Annotated in this window: 17 protein-coding genes and 1 other annotated feature; of the genes, 8 read left to right on the forward strand and 9 right to left on the reverse strand. The window is 48.5% G+C overall.

Going from position 1 to position 17,030, the window contains the following annotated elements:
• Window positions 1-750 (forward strand): substrate-binding periplasmic protein, encoded by a 750-nt coding sequence (locus tag K0H60_RS14995; RefSeq protein WP_220056224.1) that lies wholly within the window; start codon window positions 1-3, stop codon window positions 748-750.
• 99 nt (window positions 751-849) lie between these two features.
• Here K0H60_RS14995 and K0H60_RS15000 read toward each other — a convergent pair whose 3' ends face one another.
• From K0H60_RS15000 to K0H60_RS15020, 5 genes are all read right to left on the reverse strand, one after another.
• Window positions 850-1,158, reverse strand: coding sequence for a ribbon-helix-helix domain-containing protein (locus K0H60_RS15000; protein WP_037416089.1), 309 nt, complete (start codon window positions 1,156-1,158; stop codon window positions 850-852).
• A gap of 391 nt (window positions 1,159-1,549) precedes the next feature.
• On the reverse strand, window positions 1,550-2,110 hold the full coding sequence (locus tag K0H60_RS15005; RefSeq protein WP_220056225.1) for a DJ-1/PfpI family protein: 561 nt from the start codon (window positions 2,108-2,110) through the stop codon (window positions 1,550-1,552).
• Window positions 2,111-2,266: 156 nt separating this feature from the next.
• A complete protein-coding gene (locus tag K0H60_RS15010) occupies window positions 2,267-4,045 on the reverse strand; it encodes a flotillin family protein (protein WP_220056226.1) in 1,779 nt (592 codons plus the stop codon).
• 33 nt (window positions 4,046-4,078) lie between these two features.
• Complete coding sequence (locus tag K0H60_RS15015; RefSeq protein WP_011717852.1) at window positions 4,079-4,714, reverse strand: YqiJ family protein; 636 nt, start codon at window positions 4,712-4,714, stop codon at window positions 4,079-4,081.
• Window positions 4,715-4,836: 122 nt separating this feature from the next.
• Entirely contained in the window at window positions 4,837-5,403 is a 567-nt protein-coding gene (locus K0H60_RS15020; protein WP_220056227.1) for a DsrE family protein, read from the reverse strand.
• 81 nt (window positions 5,404-5,484) lie between these two features.
• On the opposite strand from K0H60_RS15020, the gene K0H60_RS15025 reads away from it, so the two are divergent.
• The 5 genes from K0H60_RS15025 (at window position 5,485) to K0H60_RS15045 (ending at window position 8,785) form a co-directional block, all read left to right on the forward strand.
• Entirely contained in the window at window positions 5,485-6,978 is a 1,494-nt protein-coding gene (locus K0H60_RS15025) for a carboxypeptidase M32 (RefSeq protein ID WP_434086660.1), read from the forward strand.
• A gap of 118 nt (window positions 6,979-7,096) precedes the next feature.
• Window positions 7,097-7,591, forward strand: a complete 495-nt coding sequence (locus K0H60_RS15030) for a GNAT family N-acetyltransferase (RefSeq protein ID WP_011717855.1) — start codon at window positions 7,097-7,099, stop codon at window positions 7,589-7,591.
• Complete coding sequence (locus tag K0H60_RS15035; protein WP_037415674.1) at window positions 7,591-7,941, forward strand: DMT family protein; 351 nt, start codon at window positions 7,591-7,593, stop codon at window positions 7,939-7,941. Before K0H60_RS15030 ends, K0H60_RS15035 begins: the two co-directional genes overlap by 1 nt.
• 37 nt (window positions 7,942-7,978) lie before the next feature.
• The gene (locus K0H60_RS15040; RefSeq protein WP_220056229.1) at window positions 7,979-8,236 is read left to right on the forward strand and encodes a DUF2960 domain-containing protein; all 258 of its coding nucleotides are present in this window, start codon (window positions 7,979-7,981) and stop codon (window positions 8,234-8,236) included.
• 39 nt (window positions 8,237-8,275) lie between these two features.
• Window positions 8,276-8,785: an RDD family protein gene (locus K0H60_RS15045; RefSeq protein ID WP_011717856.1), complete on the forward strand. Its 510-nt coding sequence runs from the start codon at window positions 8,276-8,278 to the stop codon at window positions 8,783-8,785.
• Window positions 8,786-8,919: 134 nt separating this feature from the next.
• Here the strand turns inward: K0H60_RS15045 and lptG are convergent, their stop codons facing one another.
• Both lptG and lptF read right to left on the reverse strand, forming a co-directional pair.
• Window positions 8,920-9,978 (reverse strand): LPS export ABC transporter permease LptG, encoded by a 1,059-nt coding sequence (gene lptG, locus K0H60_RS15050; RefSeq protein WP_011717857.1) that lies wholly within the window; start codon window positions 9,976-9,978, stop codon window positions 8,920-8,922.
• Complete coding sequence (gene lptF / locus K0H60_RS15055) at window positions 9,975-11,087, reverse strand: LPS export ABC transporter permease LptF (protein WP_220056230.1); 1,113 nt, start codon at window positions 11,085-11,087, stop codon at window positions 9,975-9,977. The genes lptG and lptF overlap by 4 nt, the downstream gene beginning before the upstream one ends.
• Window positions 11,088-11,342: 255 nt before the next feature.
• Between lptF and pepA the strand changes: the two genes are divergently transcribed.
• Window positions 11,343-12,851, forward strand: coding sequence for a leucyl aminopeptidase (gene pepA / locus K0H60_RS15060; RefSeq protein WP_220056231.1), 1,509 nt, complete (start codon window positions 11,343-11,345; stop codon window positions 12,849-12,851).
• A 176-nt stretch (window positions 12,852-13,027) separates the two neighbouring features.
• Window positions 13,028-13,146 (forward strand) — a sequence feature (Phe leader region).
• A 37-nt stretch (window positions 13,147-13,183) separates the two neighbouring features.
• A complete protein-coding gene (locus K0H60_RS15065; protein WP_220056232.1) occupies window positions 13,184-15,184 on the forward strand; it encodes a chorismate mutase in 2,001 nt (666 codons plus the stop codon).
• A gap of 142 nt (window positions 15,185-15,326) precedes the next feature.
• Here the strand turns inward: K0H60_RS15065 and K0H60_RS15070 are convergent, their stop codons facing one another.
• Together K0H60_RS15070 and K0H60_RS15075 are read right to left on the reverse strand one after the other, a co-directional pair.
• Window positions 15,327-16,631 (reverse strand): cation:proton antiporter, encoded by a 1,305-nt coding sequence (locus K0H60_RS15070; protein WP_220056233.1) that lies wholly within the window; start codon window positions 16,629-16,631, stop codon window positions 15,327-15,329.
• A gap of 45 nt (window positions 16,632-16,676) precedes the next feature.
• On the reverse strand, window positions 16,677-17,012 hold the full coding sequence (locus K0H60_RS15075) for a hypothetical protein (RefSeq protein ID WP_011623581.1): 336 nt from the start codon (window positions 17,010-17,012) through the stop codon (window positions 16,677-16,679).
• Between the last annotated feature and the right edge of the window lie 18 nt (window positions 17,013-17,030).

A 17,030-nucleotide genomic window follows, 5' to 3' on the forward strand; every position in this document is an offset into this window, starting at 1 on the left:
ATGGGTAAAGGACGTATTCTCTATCGTTGGCGAGCGCACGCCGTTTTATTACTTCTGTTGTTTACACCGCCTTCCTTTGCCCAACTACTCAAGTACAACATCACAGGCTCCTATTCTTGGTATCCCTATTTTATTGCGAATCAGCCCGAAGCTCCCGGCATGGTGTCTGAGTTAATTCCACTGATTTTATCCTTAGCCAATATCGAGGGTGAAAACCTGTCCTTGCCGCCAAAACGGACGAACAACGCCCTTGAAACCGGCCAGTTAGACTTTGATGTGGTCAGCCCAAGTTGGTTTACGGATCAAGACTTTGGCCCCTTATTTGTTAAATCCGATCCCATTATGCCCATCACAGAATACGTGGTGACCAGACCCGAGAATGTCGAATCCTTTAAGGAAGTCACTGAAATTAAAGGTAAGCAAATCGGTACCGTCAGGGGATATTTGTACCACGATGACAAGGAGTTTATCCGTGTCGATTTTACCTCGGAGCAAGAGCTGATTAAGGCATTGGATAAACACCGCATCACGGCCATTATCTCGGGTAACTATCCCGCCCTATATTGGTCGAACAAACTTAAGATCCCCGTAGGATTGGCCGCCGTGCATTCCGATGGCGTATTGGTGCTAAGGCTACGTAAGGAGCATGCCGATCTACTGCCCGCACTCAATCATGCGATAGCACAGCTAAAAGCCGATGGAAAAGTGGAGCAGATTATCCAGAAATACACCCAAGCCTTTGCCAGTTAAATCGATAAAAGCTCATGTTTTTAAGTGCTCACAAGAAACTAGCTCTGCACTAACGTAGCAAGCTTGGTCTTTTGTAAATCATAAAGATGAGATGGGTATTTAAGAGGATTTTGCGTTTAGCGCAACCTTAGGTTTTAACACCAAACGCTGCCCCTGATTAAGATGGGTGGTGCAGGCAACCCGCAATAAAGAAGCAAAGTTTGCCACTTCTCCGTGGCGAGTTAACACTTCACGATAAATACGGGTTAAAAACACCGCCACACTCAGCTCGGCATCTTCGGCAATCTCTTCAATAATCTGCCAAAAAATCGCCTCGAGCCGCACGCTCGTCACGACCCCATCAATTCGAATGGAGCGGGTTTTGAGTTCAAACAGTTCGGGTTCGGCACCGGAATAGATTTCACACACAATATCACTCCCCAAGCGGCGATTGCGCTAAGCTCTCGCATTGCGCTTAGCTTAAGTCCCCAGCGAATACTTAACTTATACCAATCACATTAAATATCTAATCAGTTCAGAGCCTCACAAGCATCTCAATCCAAGGCGCATTGACGAAGAAATGGTTATTCCCTTTTAAGTCAATGTAACACCGGAGTGAGATGCCTGTGAGGCTCCCGAAGGGCGGGTTTCAACGCACTTTATACTGCGTTTAAGGCTTTCGACAGAGCGCCACTATGCCTTCAAGCCTTCGCCTTGTCTAAAGCCCGTTTAACTCCTGCTGAATGAACAGATATTTAATACGATTGGTATTAAGCCCTACCCGAACTGTTATGCCATAAATAATGTTAGATGAATATCGTTAATTCAATAACTTGTTAAACTGCGCCAACCATGCAGGATGCGCAGGCCAAGCGGGCGCCGTGACTAACTTGCCATCGGTGATTGCCGCCGTCACCTCAATCTCGCAATACTCGGCGCCCGCTTGTTTCACCTCAGGCGCGCAAGCTGGATAGGCAGACACTTTCTTACCGCGTACCACATCGGCCGCCGTCAGTAACTGCGCGCCATGGCAAATCGCCGCAATAGGTTTATCTTGGGCAGCAAAGTCCGTCACCAAGGCGATCACCGCAGGATTTAGGCGTAAATACTCAGGCGCACGGCCACCGGGAAGCAGCAGCGCATCGTAATCACTGGCGTTGGTACCGGCAAAGTTGCCATTTAGGGCAAATAAGTGTCCTGGTTTTTCGGTATAGGTTTGATCGCCTTCAAAGTCATGGATAGCCGTTTTAATGGTTTGTCCCGCCACTTTATCAGGGCAGACAACCGTTACGCTGTGCCCCACCATTTGTAGGGCTTGGAACGGTACCATTAGCTCATAATCTTCAACAAAATCACCAGCGATGATCAAAATATTGGCCATGAGAAACTCCTTTTATTCGATAAGGGAAAACGCAACATCGGATTTCACTCTACTCCGACCATTAAATTTAGGGTAATAGTGGAATACTACAAATTGGCACTGCGGTTTCAGGCATTAAAAAAGCGCCCGCAGGCGCTTTAATCTAAACCATTAATATCAATTAGTTATCTTTGGCTCTATCACTGTATGTTGCTGGCTATAACCATTTAATCCGCTATTCGCCGACTTAACTACATTTAAGGCTTCGGTAGTTAAAGCATTATTGCCATTGAGCAGGTCGTTTAAGGTGCCAGATTCCGATTGCACTAAGCCCAACTCCCGCAGCATGGCATCCACCACTGGCGCATTGGCGCGGTAGTTTAGCGCTGCGCTGGTCACTTGCTCGGCGATACCGCCTTGATGAGCGATAGCGCCATCAGCTCCCGATGCCAGTTGATTACCGGCGCCATAACCTTGAAGAATTTTAATACCTTCAATGTTTTCCAGCGGTTTAACTGCCTGCGCGACAATCTCAGGCAGTGCTTTTAAGATAGCGAGGGATTTTTGCAGTGCAATCTGCTCATCGCGCAGCACGTTTTCGGCTTCGTACAGAGCTTGTTTACCCGCAGCTTCGACCGCATAGACCTTCTCGTCGGCCTCGGCTTGTAGTTTCTTGGCATCGGCACTGGCGCGGGCTTCAATCAGAATTGCGCTCGATCTGTCTTCGGCGGCACGTTTTTCCGCCTCGGCTTGCACTGTCACGCCCACCGCATCGCGCTCCGCTTCTTTGCGAGCATCGATTACTTCAATCTCTTTACGACGATTCGCCTCAGCCACTTGGCGCACCGTAATAACCGCTTCTTCTTTCTCTACTTTGGTTTTTTCCGCTTCGGCGGCGCGGGCACGGGCAGCTGACTCTTCTTCCGACTTCGCGGCTACCGCGATGTGTTTTTCCTGCTCGGCGACTTCGATATCACGTTGCTGTTGAATACGTGCCTGTTCGATAGATTTGCGCTTCTCAATCTCACGGGTTTCGATGTCTTTAGTCTTTTCGATTTCCGCAGTTTCGATTGCACGCTCTTTGGCAATCTCGGCTTCGCGTTCTTCACGGGACTTGTTTTCTTTTTGCTTAATAATTTCCGCTTTTTGCTCGGCACGCTTAAATTCGAGTGACTGTTGCTGCACCAGACGCGCTTCTTCTTCGGCCTTTTCAATCTCCAGCGATTCTTTTTCAGCCTCGAGGTTACGCTGCTCGATCTTGATGCGGTTCTCCTGCTGAATATCGTTGGTCTCTTTACGTTTCTCTTCGATGATCTTGGCTAAACGCGCACGACCTTCGGCGTCGAATGCGTTGTTCTCATTGAAGAATTGCAGATCAGTCTGGTCAAAACCCGTCAACGAAACGGATTCGAGCTCTAGCCCGTTTTTCTCGAGATCGTTGGCGACGTTATTCTGCACCCGCTGGACAAAATCGGCGCGCTGCTCGTGCATTTCTGTCATGGTCATTTCCGCCGCGACCGCACGTAACACGTCAACAAACTTAGATTCCATCAGCTTTTTCAGCTCTTCCACACGCGTGGTACGGGTACCTAAGGTTTGTGCCGCCATTGAAATGCCTTCAGCATTGGGCGCCACACGCAGATAGAAGTCTGCCTTCACATCGACGCGCATTCTATCCTTAGTGATCAGCGCATCTTTTTGGGTTTTCTCCACTTCGATACGCAGGGTATTCATATTTACTGCGATGGTTTCATGCAGCACGGGTAAGACGATTGCGCCGCCGTCCTTAATAATTTTCTCACCACCAAAACCCGTACGCACAAAGGCCATTTCCTTCGTCGCACGTTTATATAACTTGGCGAAAATCAGACCAATCACAATCAGGCCAATCAATACCATTCCGGCAACTAACAACACGAAGTTGCTCGAACTGGTTACATCATTTAACACATCCATTTGCTTTCCTTTTTCGTTAATGGCTTTGGAAAATTAATTATCAAAGCGAGTCGCAGACCAGACTCTTCCTTCTCGTTTTAGCAGCACCACTTGCGTGCCACTGGCAAACTCGATACCCGAGGTTTCGGGTTCGACTAATACATAATGTTTTTGTTGATGTTTATCGCGCACCACGGCTTCCGAAGGCATGCCCTTCATGGCGCAGCCTAAAGTGATAGTACCGACATAACCGCTTAAATCATCAAGGGATATGGCGGTAGACTCATTCTTAGGGAGCAGATCGGCTAATATCCGCCCGAGATAGCGACAGGCAAACGCACTACCAACCACGGCTATCGGTAAGGTAAAGAGTTGGGGTAACAAGACGCCCGTGAAGAGCAGGCTCAGGTAATTTGCAATATAACCGACAATCGCAAAGCTGGTCAGTGCCAGCACAAACCAGATAAGTAAGGGTAATCGATTTAGACACAACCAGCCCGCAATCCCCGTCAGGCCAGTACCGCCAATCTCGGCATCATAATCCACATCGGCGGGCACCCATTGGTCGAGCGCACTCATCATGCTTAACCCTATCACTAGGGCTAAGGCTTCAAACACACCAAGGACAAGCACGCAGGCGAAGGCAATAGTGTAAGGTAGGTTAGGCTGTTCAACTAAAAACGCCCACATAGTCATCTCCTTGAACGATACAGCATTCCATTTACTTCACTGTAATTATCAACTTACGAGTGACAGAATAGCAAGGCGAGCCTAGTTTCCAAACAAAAAAGTTTCCAAACAAAAAATTTACCCTAAAACGGATTTTGACTAAATCCTTGCTGCGCCAGAATCGCATGGGCCGTCATTGCGGACAGGGCCATATCGACACCCGGTAACAAAGAGGCGTTGTGTAAGTCAAAATAAGCGGCGCTCTGACCACAGATATAAAACTTCACCCCGTGGGCCACTAAGGTTTTCACTAAGGCTTTATTGGGGTTTTGCGCCCCGTTGTGCTGCTTGGCATAAAAGCTATCATCGGCTAAATCGCCAACGGCACTGCCATGCACCACCATCGCTAGCTCAATATCGCTTTCTTTCACGCCAGCCGCCACGTGCATATTAATAAAACGGGCAAGGCTGTCGAGCTGACGATTCACTAGGCCGACATCGGCCGCCTTACTCATATCGAATGCCACCTTAAACTTCATCCCAGCTGGGATCGCAAGAGTGCTTTCGACCTTAGCCACTTCACCAAATTCGGGGATGGCCGTTCCCGGCGCAAAGCTCTCAGATCCAGCATGGGCGGCACTGGATAAGCCGACCAACAGCGCCATGCTTATGACTTTAAGGGTTTTAGTGTGATGTGATTTTGGCTGCATGATATTATCATCCTGTTATTGTTATTTTTTCGTGCTAATAGATAACGACAGCACCTTAAGATTGAGTCTATGGATACCGCAATGAACAGCAAAGAACCTACGCCAAGTTACGATAAACTCACGGCCCATTTCCAGAAAATTTCACATTTTGAACATTTTAGTGCGCTAGGTGATTGGGATCAGGCCGCCATGATGCCCCTCGGTGGCGGCAGTGAACGTGGCGATGCCATGGCAGAAATGGCATTACATATCCATAGCCTTAAAACAGCGCCAGAGCTTGGCGATAACCTCGCTCGAGCCTCACAAGAGGCGCTGAGCCCAGAGCAACAGGCCAATCTGAGGGAAATGCAATACCAGTATCAACAGGCGACCTTAGTGCCGGGAGAGTTGGTACAGGCCAAAACCAAAATGGCCTACCAGTGTGAAAATGCCTGGCGTGAACAACGCAAAAACAATGATTGGCAAGGTTTTAAACCAAATCTAAAAGCAGTGATCTCCCTCGCGAGGGAAGAAGCCTTAATTCGCGCGCAGGCGCTTAACATCTCCCCCTACGATGCCCTGCTCGATAAATTTGAGCCCGGCATGACCACGGCAAAGCTCGAACAAACCTTTGGCGACTTGAAGACTTGGTTACCCTCTCTTATTCAAGATGTGCAGGCAAAACAAGCCAGTGAACCCAAGCTTACCCTTAATGGCCCCTTCGAAATCAAGGCACAGCAAGCCCTCGGCCAAGCGGTGATGGCCTATTTAGGGTTTGATTTTAACCATGGCAGGCTCGATATCAGCAGCCACCCATTTTGTGGTGGAGTGCCCAGCGATGTGCGCATCACGACGCGTTATAATGAAGCCGATTTTAGCAGCGCTATCATGGGCATAGTGCATGAAACTGGTCATGCCCGTTATGAACAGGGCTTACCGAAATCATGGCGCGGTCAGCCCGCAGGATTGGCTCGCTCCATGGGCGTCCATGAGAGCCAAAGCTTATTTTGTGAAATGCAGCTCGGTGCCAATCTCGCGTTTTTACGCCAACTGCAACCACTGATTAAACAGCATTTGGGCTGCGAGTTCAGCGCCCAAGACTTGGCAAGACACTATACCCGCGTCAATCCGGGGCTTATCCGTGTCGATGCCGATGAAGTCACTTACCCTTGTCACATTCTATTGCGCTTTGAGGCCGAAAAAGCCTTTATCGACGGCAGTCTGAGCGTGGATGACCTCCCCGATTTTTGGTCAAGCCAGATGCAACAACTGCTCGGGATCAATACCGATGGTAACTATCGCGATGGTTGTATGCAGGATATCCATTGGGCCGTAGGTGAATTGGGGTATTTCCCAAGTTATACCTTAGGCGCCATGTATGCCGCCCAATGCCGTTTTGCGCTGGAGCGAAGCTTAGGCCCGATTGAAAACCTTATCGATAATGGGCAGCTATCCCAAGTATTTGACTGGCTTGGCACTCATATTTGGTCCAAAGGCTCATTACTGATAACGGATGAGCTCATCATTCAAGCCACTGGCGAGCCGCTCAATAGCCAATATCTTGCTAAACATTTGAAGCAACGTTATTTGGGATAAGCGCGGTAAACCGCCTAGACAATCGCAGCGCTGCCGAGTTTCAAAGCTTTTGCTGCGATTTGGGTATATAATCCCCAACTTATTTATTCACACTGTTTTGGACGGAAAAAGGTCGACCATGTTACTGCGTGCAATCACCCCAGAGGATTGGGATGCTATTTTACAGATCCAGGAAGAATGCTACTCCCAACTGGATCCTGAACCCCTGCATGTATTGCAAAGCAAGTGGCACGTCTCACCTCAATCCTGCTTTGTGTTTGAGGTGAATGAGTCGGTGGTGGGCTATTGCCTCGCCCACCCTTGGACCACCAATATGCCTCCCGCACTGTATGAGCCCATCACTCAGTTACCTAAGGCCGATACCTTGTATCTGCACGATATTGCCATCTCGGTAAAGGCCCAAGGTTTAGGCGCGGGCTCCAAGGCCCTAATGCGTTTAAAGCAGCTCGCAGATCGTTTTAACTTGAGCTCCCTCTCTCTGGTCGCGGTACAAGGTGCCGATAGCTACTGGCGTAAAATGGGCTTTAAACCTAAGGCCATAGAGAAATGCCTTGGCAGCTATACCGACGATGCAATGTATATGATTTATAAGCTTAATCATCGAGAAGAATGATGAACCCCACCCTAACGACTATTGGTTTACTCTGTCTTAGCAATATTTTTATGACCTTTGCATGGTACGGCCATTTAAAATCCCTAGGCTCAAAGCCTTGGATTATTGCCGCCTTAGTCAGTTGGGGCATCGCCCTATTTGAATACCTACTGCAAGTGCCCGCTAACCGCATCGGCTACACAGTGATGAATGTCGGCCAATTAAAAATCCTGCAGGAAGTCATCACCTTAAGCTTGTTTGTGCCCTTCGCCTATTTCTATATGAAGGAACCACTCAAACTCGACTATCTCTGGGCGGGCCTGTGTATCCTCGGTGCGGTGTATTTTATTTTTAGAAGCGAATTTAACTAATTCCAGACTTATTTCAGGACTTTTTCAGGAGAGAATCATGGCGCGTCAAGTGACTTACACCTTCAAAGGTGAGACGAAAACCATCGCCTTTAGTTATGATAAACACCGTGATTTATACGAAGCCGTGGCTGAGACCGAAGGCATAGACTTAACCAAGTTTCTCGCAATGGAACAACAAATTGCCATGACCTCACGCAAAGGTGCCAAGGCTGAAAAAGACTATCGCAAAGTTGAATTTGCGCGCTTTGGTTTTAGCAATATCCACTTTGTACGTGATGAAGAACCCGAGGCCTAAGCCTTATCGTCATTTATCCATTTAGAATTAGGATTGCAGATGTTAAATGCTGAACATGCTAACTTTCCCCGTGCAGGATTCTTCCGCCGCTTAGGGGCAATGATCTATGACCTGCTGCTCGCGGTAGCCGTGTATATGTTTGCTGGCGCCATCGGCTTTGGTATTTTCTTCGGACTCACGGCCTCGGGCCTGATTAGCATGAATGGCTTTGAACATGTGTCCGACGCCCTCAATGGCACGCCGATTTACCATGGGATTTATCAACTCTGGTTAGTGCTCTGCGTAGGCACTTTTTATGCGCTTTTTTGGAGTAAGGGCGGTCAAACCCTCGGGATGCGCGCCTGGCGCCTTAAGATCCAACATCCTAATGGCCAAAACTTAAGCCTTATCACCGCCTATGCGCGCATCGTCTGGTCATTACTCGGGATTGGTAATCTGTGGGTGCTGATCAACGACGATAAACTCGCACTACAGGATATGATGACCCGCTCTGAAGTGGTTGTTCTTTCTAAGGAAGCCAACCAAATGCGCAATTGGCATGGTGCATAAACCACTGGCGGTTAAATCATAGCGCTTAAACCATAGTGCTAAACTTGGCATCTAAGCCTTACAACTGTGATTAAGCTAACATTGCCCCAATAAAAAACGACGCCATGGCGTCGTTTTTTATTTCCCGAGTGTTATCACCGCCGGATAAAGTAGAAGGCAATGCCAGTAAATAGCAGACTCGGCGCGATGGCCCCCACGTAGGCTGGTAACTCATACACCATACTCATGGGACCAAAGATCTCGTTACTGATATAGAAGCTAAACCCGGCAACCACACCTAGCAACACCCGCGCCCCCATAGTCACGGTCCGCAGCGGCCCAAACACAAAGGATAAGGCCACCAGCATCATCACCCCAACAGTGACAGGCTGCATCACCTTACGCCAGAGGGCTAATTCGTAACGGCTTGGATCTTGGCTGTTATTTTTAAGGTAATCTAAGTACCCCATTAAGCCGCGAATCGATAACGCCTCAGGCTTGACCGATACTACGCTGAGTTTGTCGGGCGTGAGGCTTGAGCGCCAAATATCTTCGTCTAAGTGTTCGAGCTTCACTTCGTCATAGCTTAAGTCAGTACGCTTTACATCCATAAGATGCCAGCTGTCCTTACTGAACAAGGCACTCTTGGCATGCACAACATTCGTAAGCTTTAACTCACTGTTAAACTTATACAAAGTAATATTATTCAGCTTATCAATATCGGCGACTTCACCGATATTCACGAACAAATCGCCGTCTTTAGCCCAAATGCCTCGGTGGGATTTAATCAAACTACCGCCGGACAGTTTAATGGCTTGGAGTTCATTGGCCTTTTGCTCGGCCACTGGCGCGCCCCACTCACCCAATGCCATCACCATCAACATCAATGGCACTGCGGTTTTCATCGCAGATAAGGTGATCTGCAACCGCGACATCCCTGAGGCTTGCATCACTACTAGCTCAGAGTTCGAGGCCAGCATCCCCATGCCGATCAGCGCGCCTAGCAGCACCGCCATAGGGAAAAACATTTCAATATCGCGAGGCACGAGGAATAACACATAAATGCCCGCATCCATCATAGTGTAGGAACCACGCCCCACTAAACGCAGCTGGTCAACCCACTTAATGATGCCCGACAAGCCCGTCAGCACCAGCAAACACAGCGCCGAAGTGCTTAATAAAACTCTGGCGATATAAAGGTCTAAAATCTTCATGCGGCCACCTTTTTACGCGCCATTGCCGTCGATAAACGAGCAAATAAGGGTCTGTCTTTTCCTAGGAGTAAAATCCCCATAATGAGTGCCGACAAATGGATCCACCACATGCCTAAATATTGTGGGATCACCCCATCCTGCAAGGCTTTACGTCCCGCGACCATCAGGCCAAAGTAGCCAAGATATAACAGTACTGCCGGGAGCATTTTGGCAAATTTACCTTGGCGCACATTGACTCGCGCCAGCGGCACGGCAATAAGTGTCATGATAGGAATCGCCAGCGGAATCGCTAAACGCCAATGGAACTCAGCCACGGCTTCAGGTCCTTCGACTTTCATCAATTCCGTTAGCGGTAAGGCAGAGAGTTTACGGCGACGCTCATCGACCTGTTGCTCTTTGATTTGCATTTTATAGCCACCAAATTCAATCATCTGGTAGTCTTTCTGTTGTGGGCTGCCCTGATAGCGCACTCCATCATTGAGCTGTAATTGCTGCGAGCCGTTCTGATCTTCCAGTACCCGTCCGCCTTTAGCCACCACCACGTTGGTTAAACCAATTTCGTCATTTGGGTCGGGCAACTGGGCCACAAACACTTTATCCAGATCGTTATCCTTGCCGATACGTTCGACAAACAGCACAGCACGGCCGTTAGGACTCGCCTGAAAACGCCCTTGCACTAATGCGGCAAGACCCGCCTCGGATTGGGCTTTCTCGAGCACTTGGTTTTGTTGCTCCTCCGCCCAAGGCGCAACATAGAGGGATAAATAGCCAGTAAACAACATGTTGATAACGGCGAGGAGCAACGTTACTCGGGTAACATACCATTCACTTACGCCAACACCGTGGAGAATGACCATTTCATTCTCGGCATACATGCGGCCGTGGGCCATGAGGATCCCAAGGAACAAACTTAAAGGTAAAACGAGAACAACAAGATAGGGTAAGTTGAGACCTATCAAGGTGGCGATAAGAGAAGCAGGAAATTCACCGTCTGAGGCGTCGGCCAATATGCGCACGAAATGCTGGCTAATAAAAATAGTTAACAGTACGAAAAGTACTGCAATTTGCGCCTTTAAAACTTCTCGAATAAGGTATCTAAATACAATCACAGGTAGGATCCGGTCTCTAAACTTATCTTTTTGCTGGTAACAGACTAACTTTCATGTAAACTGTTTACTTTTGGTAGTTTTCTGACCAGCTTCAGGGGTTCCTGGCAAACGATAAATGTCACGGATATTTCACAAAAACGTGACTCAAGTGCCGAGAATAAATCACCTTTGGAGTAATAACTTAGGCCCTTTTCGGGACAAGCAGACATTATCCAATAAATATAAAAATTTGTCTTTAAGAATCTAGGAGTGCTCATGGAGTTTAGCGTAAAGAGCGGTAGCCCCGAAAAACAACGCTCAGCCTGCATCGTTGTCGGTGTTTATGAACCCCGCCGTCTATCCGGCATCGCCGAGCAATTAGACAAGATTAGCGAAGGTTATATCAGTAATCTACTGCGTCGCGGCGATTTAGAAGGTAAGCCTGGCCAAATGTTATTACTGCACCACGTTCCTAACGTATTGAGTGAACGAGTGCTGTTAGTCGGTTGCGGCAAAGAACGAGAACTAGACGAACGCCAGTACAAGCAGATCATCACTAAAACCATCAACACCTTAAATGAAACAGGTTCAATGGAGGCCGTGTGCTTCTTGACCGAGTTACACGTGAAAGGTCGCGATACCTATTGGAAAGTTCGCCAAGCGGTCGAAACGACCAATAGCAGTTTATATAGCTTCGATGCGCTGAAAACCCGTAAAGGTGAGACCCGTCGTCCGCTGCGCAAGTTAGTGTTTAATGTCCCAACTCGCCGCGAACTGACCTTAGGTGAGCGTGCGATTGAGCACGGCATGGCCGTATCTGCCGGTATGCATTTATGCCGCGATGTGGCTAACATGCCGCCAAATATCTGTAATCCAGCCTATTTAGCCTCTCAGGCTCGCCAATTGGCCGAAGTTCACGAAAACCTGCATGTCACGACTGTGGGCGAAGAGCAAATGGCGAAACTCGGCATGAACTCTTACCTTGCCGTTGGCCGCGCAAGTGCCAATGAATCCATCATGACAGTGATGGAATACAAGGGTGCCGTTGACAGCACTGAAAAGCCTATCATATTGATTGGTAAAGGCTTAACCTTTGACTCAGGCGGTATTTCATTAAAGCCGGGCGAAGCCATGGATGAAATGAAATATGACATGGGCGGCGCAGCTGGTGTTATCGGCACCATGAAAGCCATCTGTGATATGAAGCTGCCCATCAACGTCGTCGGTATTCTCGCGGGCTGCGAAAACATGCCATCGGGCAATGCTTACCGCCCAGGTGACATTTTAACCACAATGTCGGGTCAGACCGTTGAAGTCCTCAACACCGACGCCGAAGGCCGTCTAGTACTGTGTGACGTATTAACCTATGTTGAGCGTTTCGACCCAGAGCTGGTGATCGACACGGCAACACTGACAGGCGCCTGTGTGATTGCCTTAGGCAAACATGCCTCTGGCCTGTTCTCATCACACAACCCTCTGGCACACGAGCTACTCAATGCAGGTGAGCAAAGTGGTGACCGCGCATGGCGCATGCCACTGTGGGATGAGTACCAAGATATGCTCGATAGCCCATTTGCCGATATGACCAACTTAGGTGGTCGTCCAGCGGGCGCGATTACCGCGGCTTGTTTCCTGTCTCGTTTCGCCAAGAAGTACAACTGGGCTCACTTAGATGTGGCGGGTACTGCCTGGAACAGCGGCGCGAATAAAGGTTCAACTGGTCGCCCTGTGCCCATTCTGACTCAGTTCCTGATCAATCGTGCTGGCGTAGAATTAGGCGAATAATCGCTAACAACACTGAAAAGGCGAAGAATTTCTTCGCCTTTTTTATTTGGCTCGAAGGCGAAATGACGATTGGCTCAGGCATAATTGCAGCCTAGCAACGCGAAGATGAAAGAAAATCGCGATTGAATAATTTTTGATTGACAGCCACGCCCTCGCCCTTTAGTTTTACTCCCTATGAAAACAAATACCGCAGCTTTTTTTACTTTCTTTTTTACACCCCCACTCTAGGAGGCGGATTTACTGTGTAAAAACGAAAGTAAAAATCCAAAGCCTCCCACTGGGAGGCTTTTTCGTCTTAAACGCTCGATAATACGGTGGCAAATGAGGTCAGAATGCAAAAACCACAGCCTTTAAATCAAACGCGAGAACAAATTACTCACCTCGACAATGAGCTTCTCTCGTTACTCGCCGAACGTCGACGCCTAAGCCTTGAAGTGGCCCGCAGTAAAGAAGTAGATGTGAGACCCATTCGCGACACCCAAAGGGAAAAAGAACTGCTGACAAGATTAGTCACCGCTGGCCGAGAAAAAGGCTTAGATGCCCATTACGTGATTTCACTTTATCAAAGCATTATCGAAGACTCAGTCCTCAACCAGCAGGCTTATCTCCACGGCCGCGCGAATCCTGAAACGCAAAAACAACAATACTGTATCGCTTACCTTGGCGCCCGCGGTTCCTACTCTTACTTAGCCGCCTCACGCTATTGCCAACGTCGTCAGGTTGAGATGCTCGATTTAGGCTGCCAAAGTTTCGATGAGATTGTCCAAGCGGTTGAGTCAGGCCACGCCGACTATGGCTTTTTGCCAATTGAAAACACTTCGTCCGGCTCAATCAACGAAGTATATGACGTGCTGCAACATACGAGTCTGTCCATCGTAGGCGAGACGACTATCGAAGTCAGCCATTGCCTGTTGGGTAAACCGGGCAGCAAACTGAGTGATATCAAAACCGTCTATGCCCATCCGCAGCCAATTAGTCAGTGCAGCCGTTATCTGAGCCAGCACAAAGACTTAAGACTGGAATATTGCTCAAGCAGCGCCGAAGCAATGGAGAAGGTCAACCAATCTATCGATAATAGCGCTGCAGCAATTGGTAGCACAGAAGGTGGCGCGCTGTACCAACTCGAGTCGATTGAGTCGGGTCTTGCAAACCAAAAGATTAACCAGAGCCGCTTTATCGTTGTGGCTAGAAAAGCCGTAGCCGTACCCGAGCAACTGCCAGCCAAAACCACCCTGATTATGGCCACAGGCCAAAAGGCGGGTGCCTTGGTTGAAGCCCTATTGGTGCTCAAGGCGCATCAGCTCAATATGAGCAAACTCGAATCTCGCCCTATTCCTGGTACGCCGTGGGAAGAAATGTTCTATCTGGATATCGATGCCAATATCTCCAGCGAAGCCATGCAACAAGGGCTCAAGCAGCTCGAGAGGATAACGCGTTTTATCAAAGTATTAGGTTGTTACCCCTGTGAAACCGTCAAACCGACACAACTCAGTAATAGCCAATTACTTATCGAGCCGAGCACCTCAAAAGCGGAAGTGATAAGTACGGTGAGCCTTGATCCATCGCCCTATCGTTTCAGTAAGACGTACAAAGCGCAGGCGAGTGAAATTCACTGCGGCCCCTTTACCATTGGCGCAGGCCATATTGGTGCCATTGCCAAGATTACGCTGAGCAAAAGCCTGCTGCTAGAGTCGTCACAGGCCGCCTTATCCGCCTTTGAGCGCAGAGTAAAACAGCTAAAAGAAGCGGGATTTCAAGCGGTAATTTTAGACGGATGCCACTCACTTGCCTCGGCCGAAGCTATCATCCCTAAGCTTCGCCAAACCCTTCATCAGTATGATTTGCTTTGTGTTATTGCCATTGAACAGGCGACGGATATGCCATTAGCAACAGGCCATGCTGACATGTTGTTCTTAACGGGCAAGCAAATGTTTAATCAGGCTTTGCTGACTCAGGCAGGCACCTTGCCGATCCCGCTATTCCTCGAACGTAACGATATGGCAAGTTATGAGGAGTTTATGGCGGCAACGGAGGCGATTTTAAGCCAAGGTAACCAACAGCTTATCCTATGTGACTCCGGCATTCGAACCTATAACAATGCCAACTTACCCACCTTGGATTTAGCAAGCCTCATCCAAATTAAGGCCCACAGTCATCTCCCCATAGTGATTAACCCTTGTTATGCCATCAGCGAAGATGCGCTGCCACTGCAAACTCAAGGAATTAAACAGCTAAAAGCCGATGGGCTAGTGCTGAATTGCCCCCTCGAAGAAGATAAAGCAAATGATTCATTAGCATTGATGACCGAAGTCGTCAGGGAGTTATATCGTTAATTTGAGCGTATAAGGATACTGAGGAACATACAGCCACGAATATCGTGGCTGTATTGTTTAGAACTTAGGATTTATAGCTGCTGATTTAGAGCTGTGGATTTAGAGCTTAAGGTTTTCCCCCTCAAGGTAAAACCCAGCAGATCTAAGTCCGCTCAGGCGCAATCTGGCTATTGGTATCTGTTGCCACCGCATTACTGCGGCGAATTAACCCCGTCATACTCGAGCCCTGCACTAGGATTGAAAACACCACCACGGCATAGGTCATCACGAGCAGTAGCTCACGCAGCTCGACACCGCTTTGTGAATCGACAATAACGCCTTCTGGTAAACTCATCGCCATGGCCAAGGCCAGCCCCCCCCTGAGCCCGCCCCAAATGAGTATCGACTCGGCATAGGGATTGTAAGACTTCACCAACCTAAATCCGATATAGGGCAAAAATACACTCACCGCCCGCGCCGTTAAAACCAGTGGAATAGCCACTAACATAAACCACCATAATGGCGCCTTAAAGGTGACGAGCAGGAGTAATAATCCGAGCAGGAGAAACAACAACGCATTAAAGAAGGATTCAATCAGCGACCAAAAAGTGTAGAGTTTCACGCGCTCATGGCGCACAAAATACTTAGGCACGCTGTAGTTACCGATAATCATCCCCGCACTGACCATCGCCAGCGGCCCCGATACCCCTAACACTTCGGCTATGACATAACCCGCCGTCGGGATCAGCAAAGTGACCAGCATCAACTGGGTTTCTTCCTCACAGTAACGAAAGAAATGGTGCAATAATACGCCGAGCACGGCGCCATAAACGACGCCACCGAGCGCCTCTTGGACAAACAATAGCGAGATTTGCGAAAAGGTCAGCGGCTCAGTTGAAAAAGCCAGATGGGAGATGGCCACAAAAATCACCAGTCCTATGCCATCGTTAAAGAGCGACTCCCCTTCTACCTGAATCGCAATATCTTCGGGCGCGCCCATCTTCTTCAGAATGGCTAACACGGCAATCGGATCTGTGGGGGAAATCAAGGCACCAAAGAGCAAACAATGGCTTAAGGCCAAGGGTAATCCCAGCATGGGAGCGATGTAATAAAGCAAACCACCGACGATAAAAGTCGAGAGTAAGGTACTGACAAAGGCAAGGATGAGAATTTCCCATTTCTGATGCCTTAAGATTTTTAAGCGGATCTGCAATGCCCCGGCAAATAAGAGAAATCCTAACATGCCATTGAGCAATAGCGCCTGAAAGTCGAGCTTCTCCAACCCCGCCACAAAGTAACCATAAACATGGCCGCCAAGCGCTTTACCCCCCAGTAAAAGCAACAGGCTCATGCCCAACGCCAATGCGGTAATGGCGACGGTTTCTTGCAGCTTATGTAAACGCGAGGATGCCACAGACGTGACTAAGGCTAACGCACAGAGAATACAGAGAATTTGATAACTAGTCATAAGAGTCTCTAATCACCCTAAGATGAAGAGACTCTAGCACAAGTTTTAGACTTCTAAACCATCCAACAGACTTAACCAGCCTTTAATAATCCGATGGCAAAACCAAATAATACCAAAGAGATAAATCGAAAGACTGAGCCAAGTGATGGGCAGACAATAGCCCAATACTAACAGACCAAGAAATATCACATTGGAGTGACGTTGCCAGCGTAGATGTGATGCCAGCAAGGCATTACCTTGCGTATGTCGTTGAGACAAGTTGATAAATAGACTCAACAACACCGGCAGCAGTAACAGCGGGAAGCCTGACATTAAGGCGTAAAGCAAATGGCCTAAGCTGCGATCTTCAATTTTTGCGGCATATGTGGTTGTCGTTGTCATTGAGAGACTCCAGCCAGA

Source organism: Shewanella mangrovisoli (assembly GCF_019457635.1).
GTDB classification, from domain to species: Bacteria; Pseudomonadota; Gammaproteobacteria; order Enterobacterales; family Shewanellaceae; genus Shewanella; species Shewanella mangrovisoli.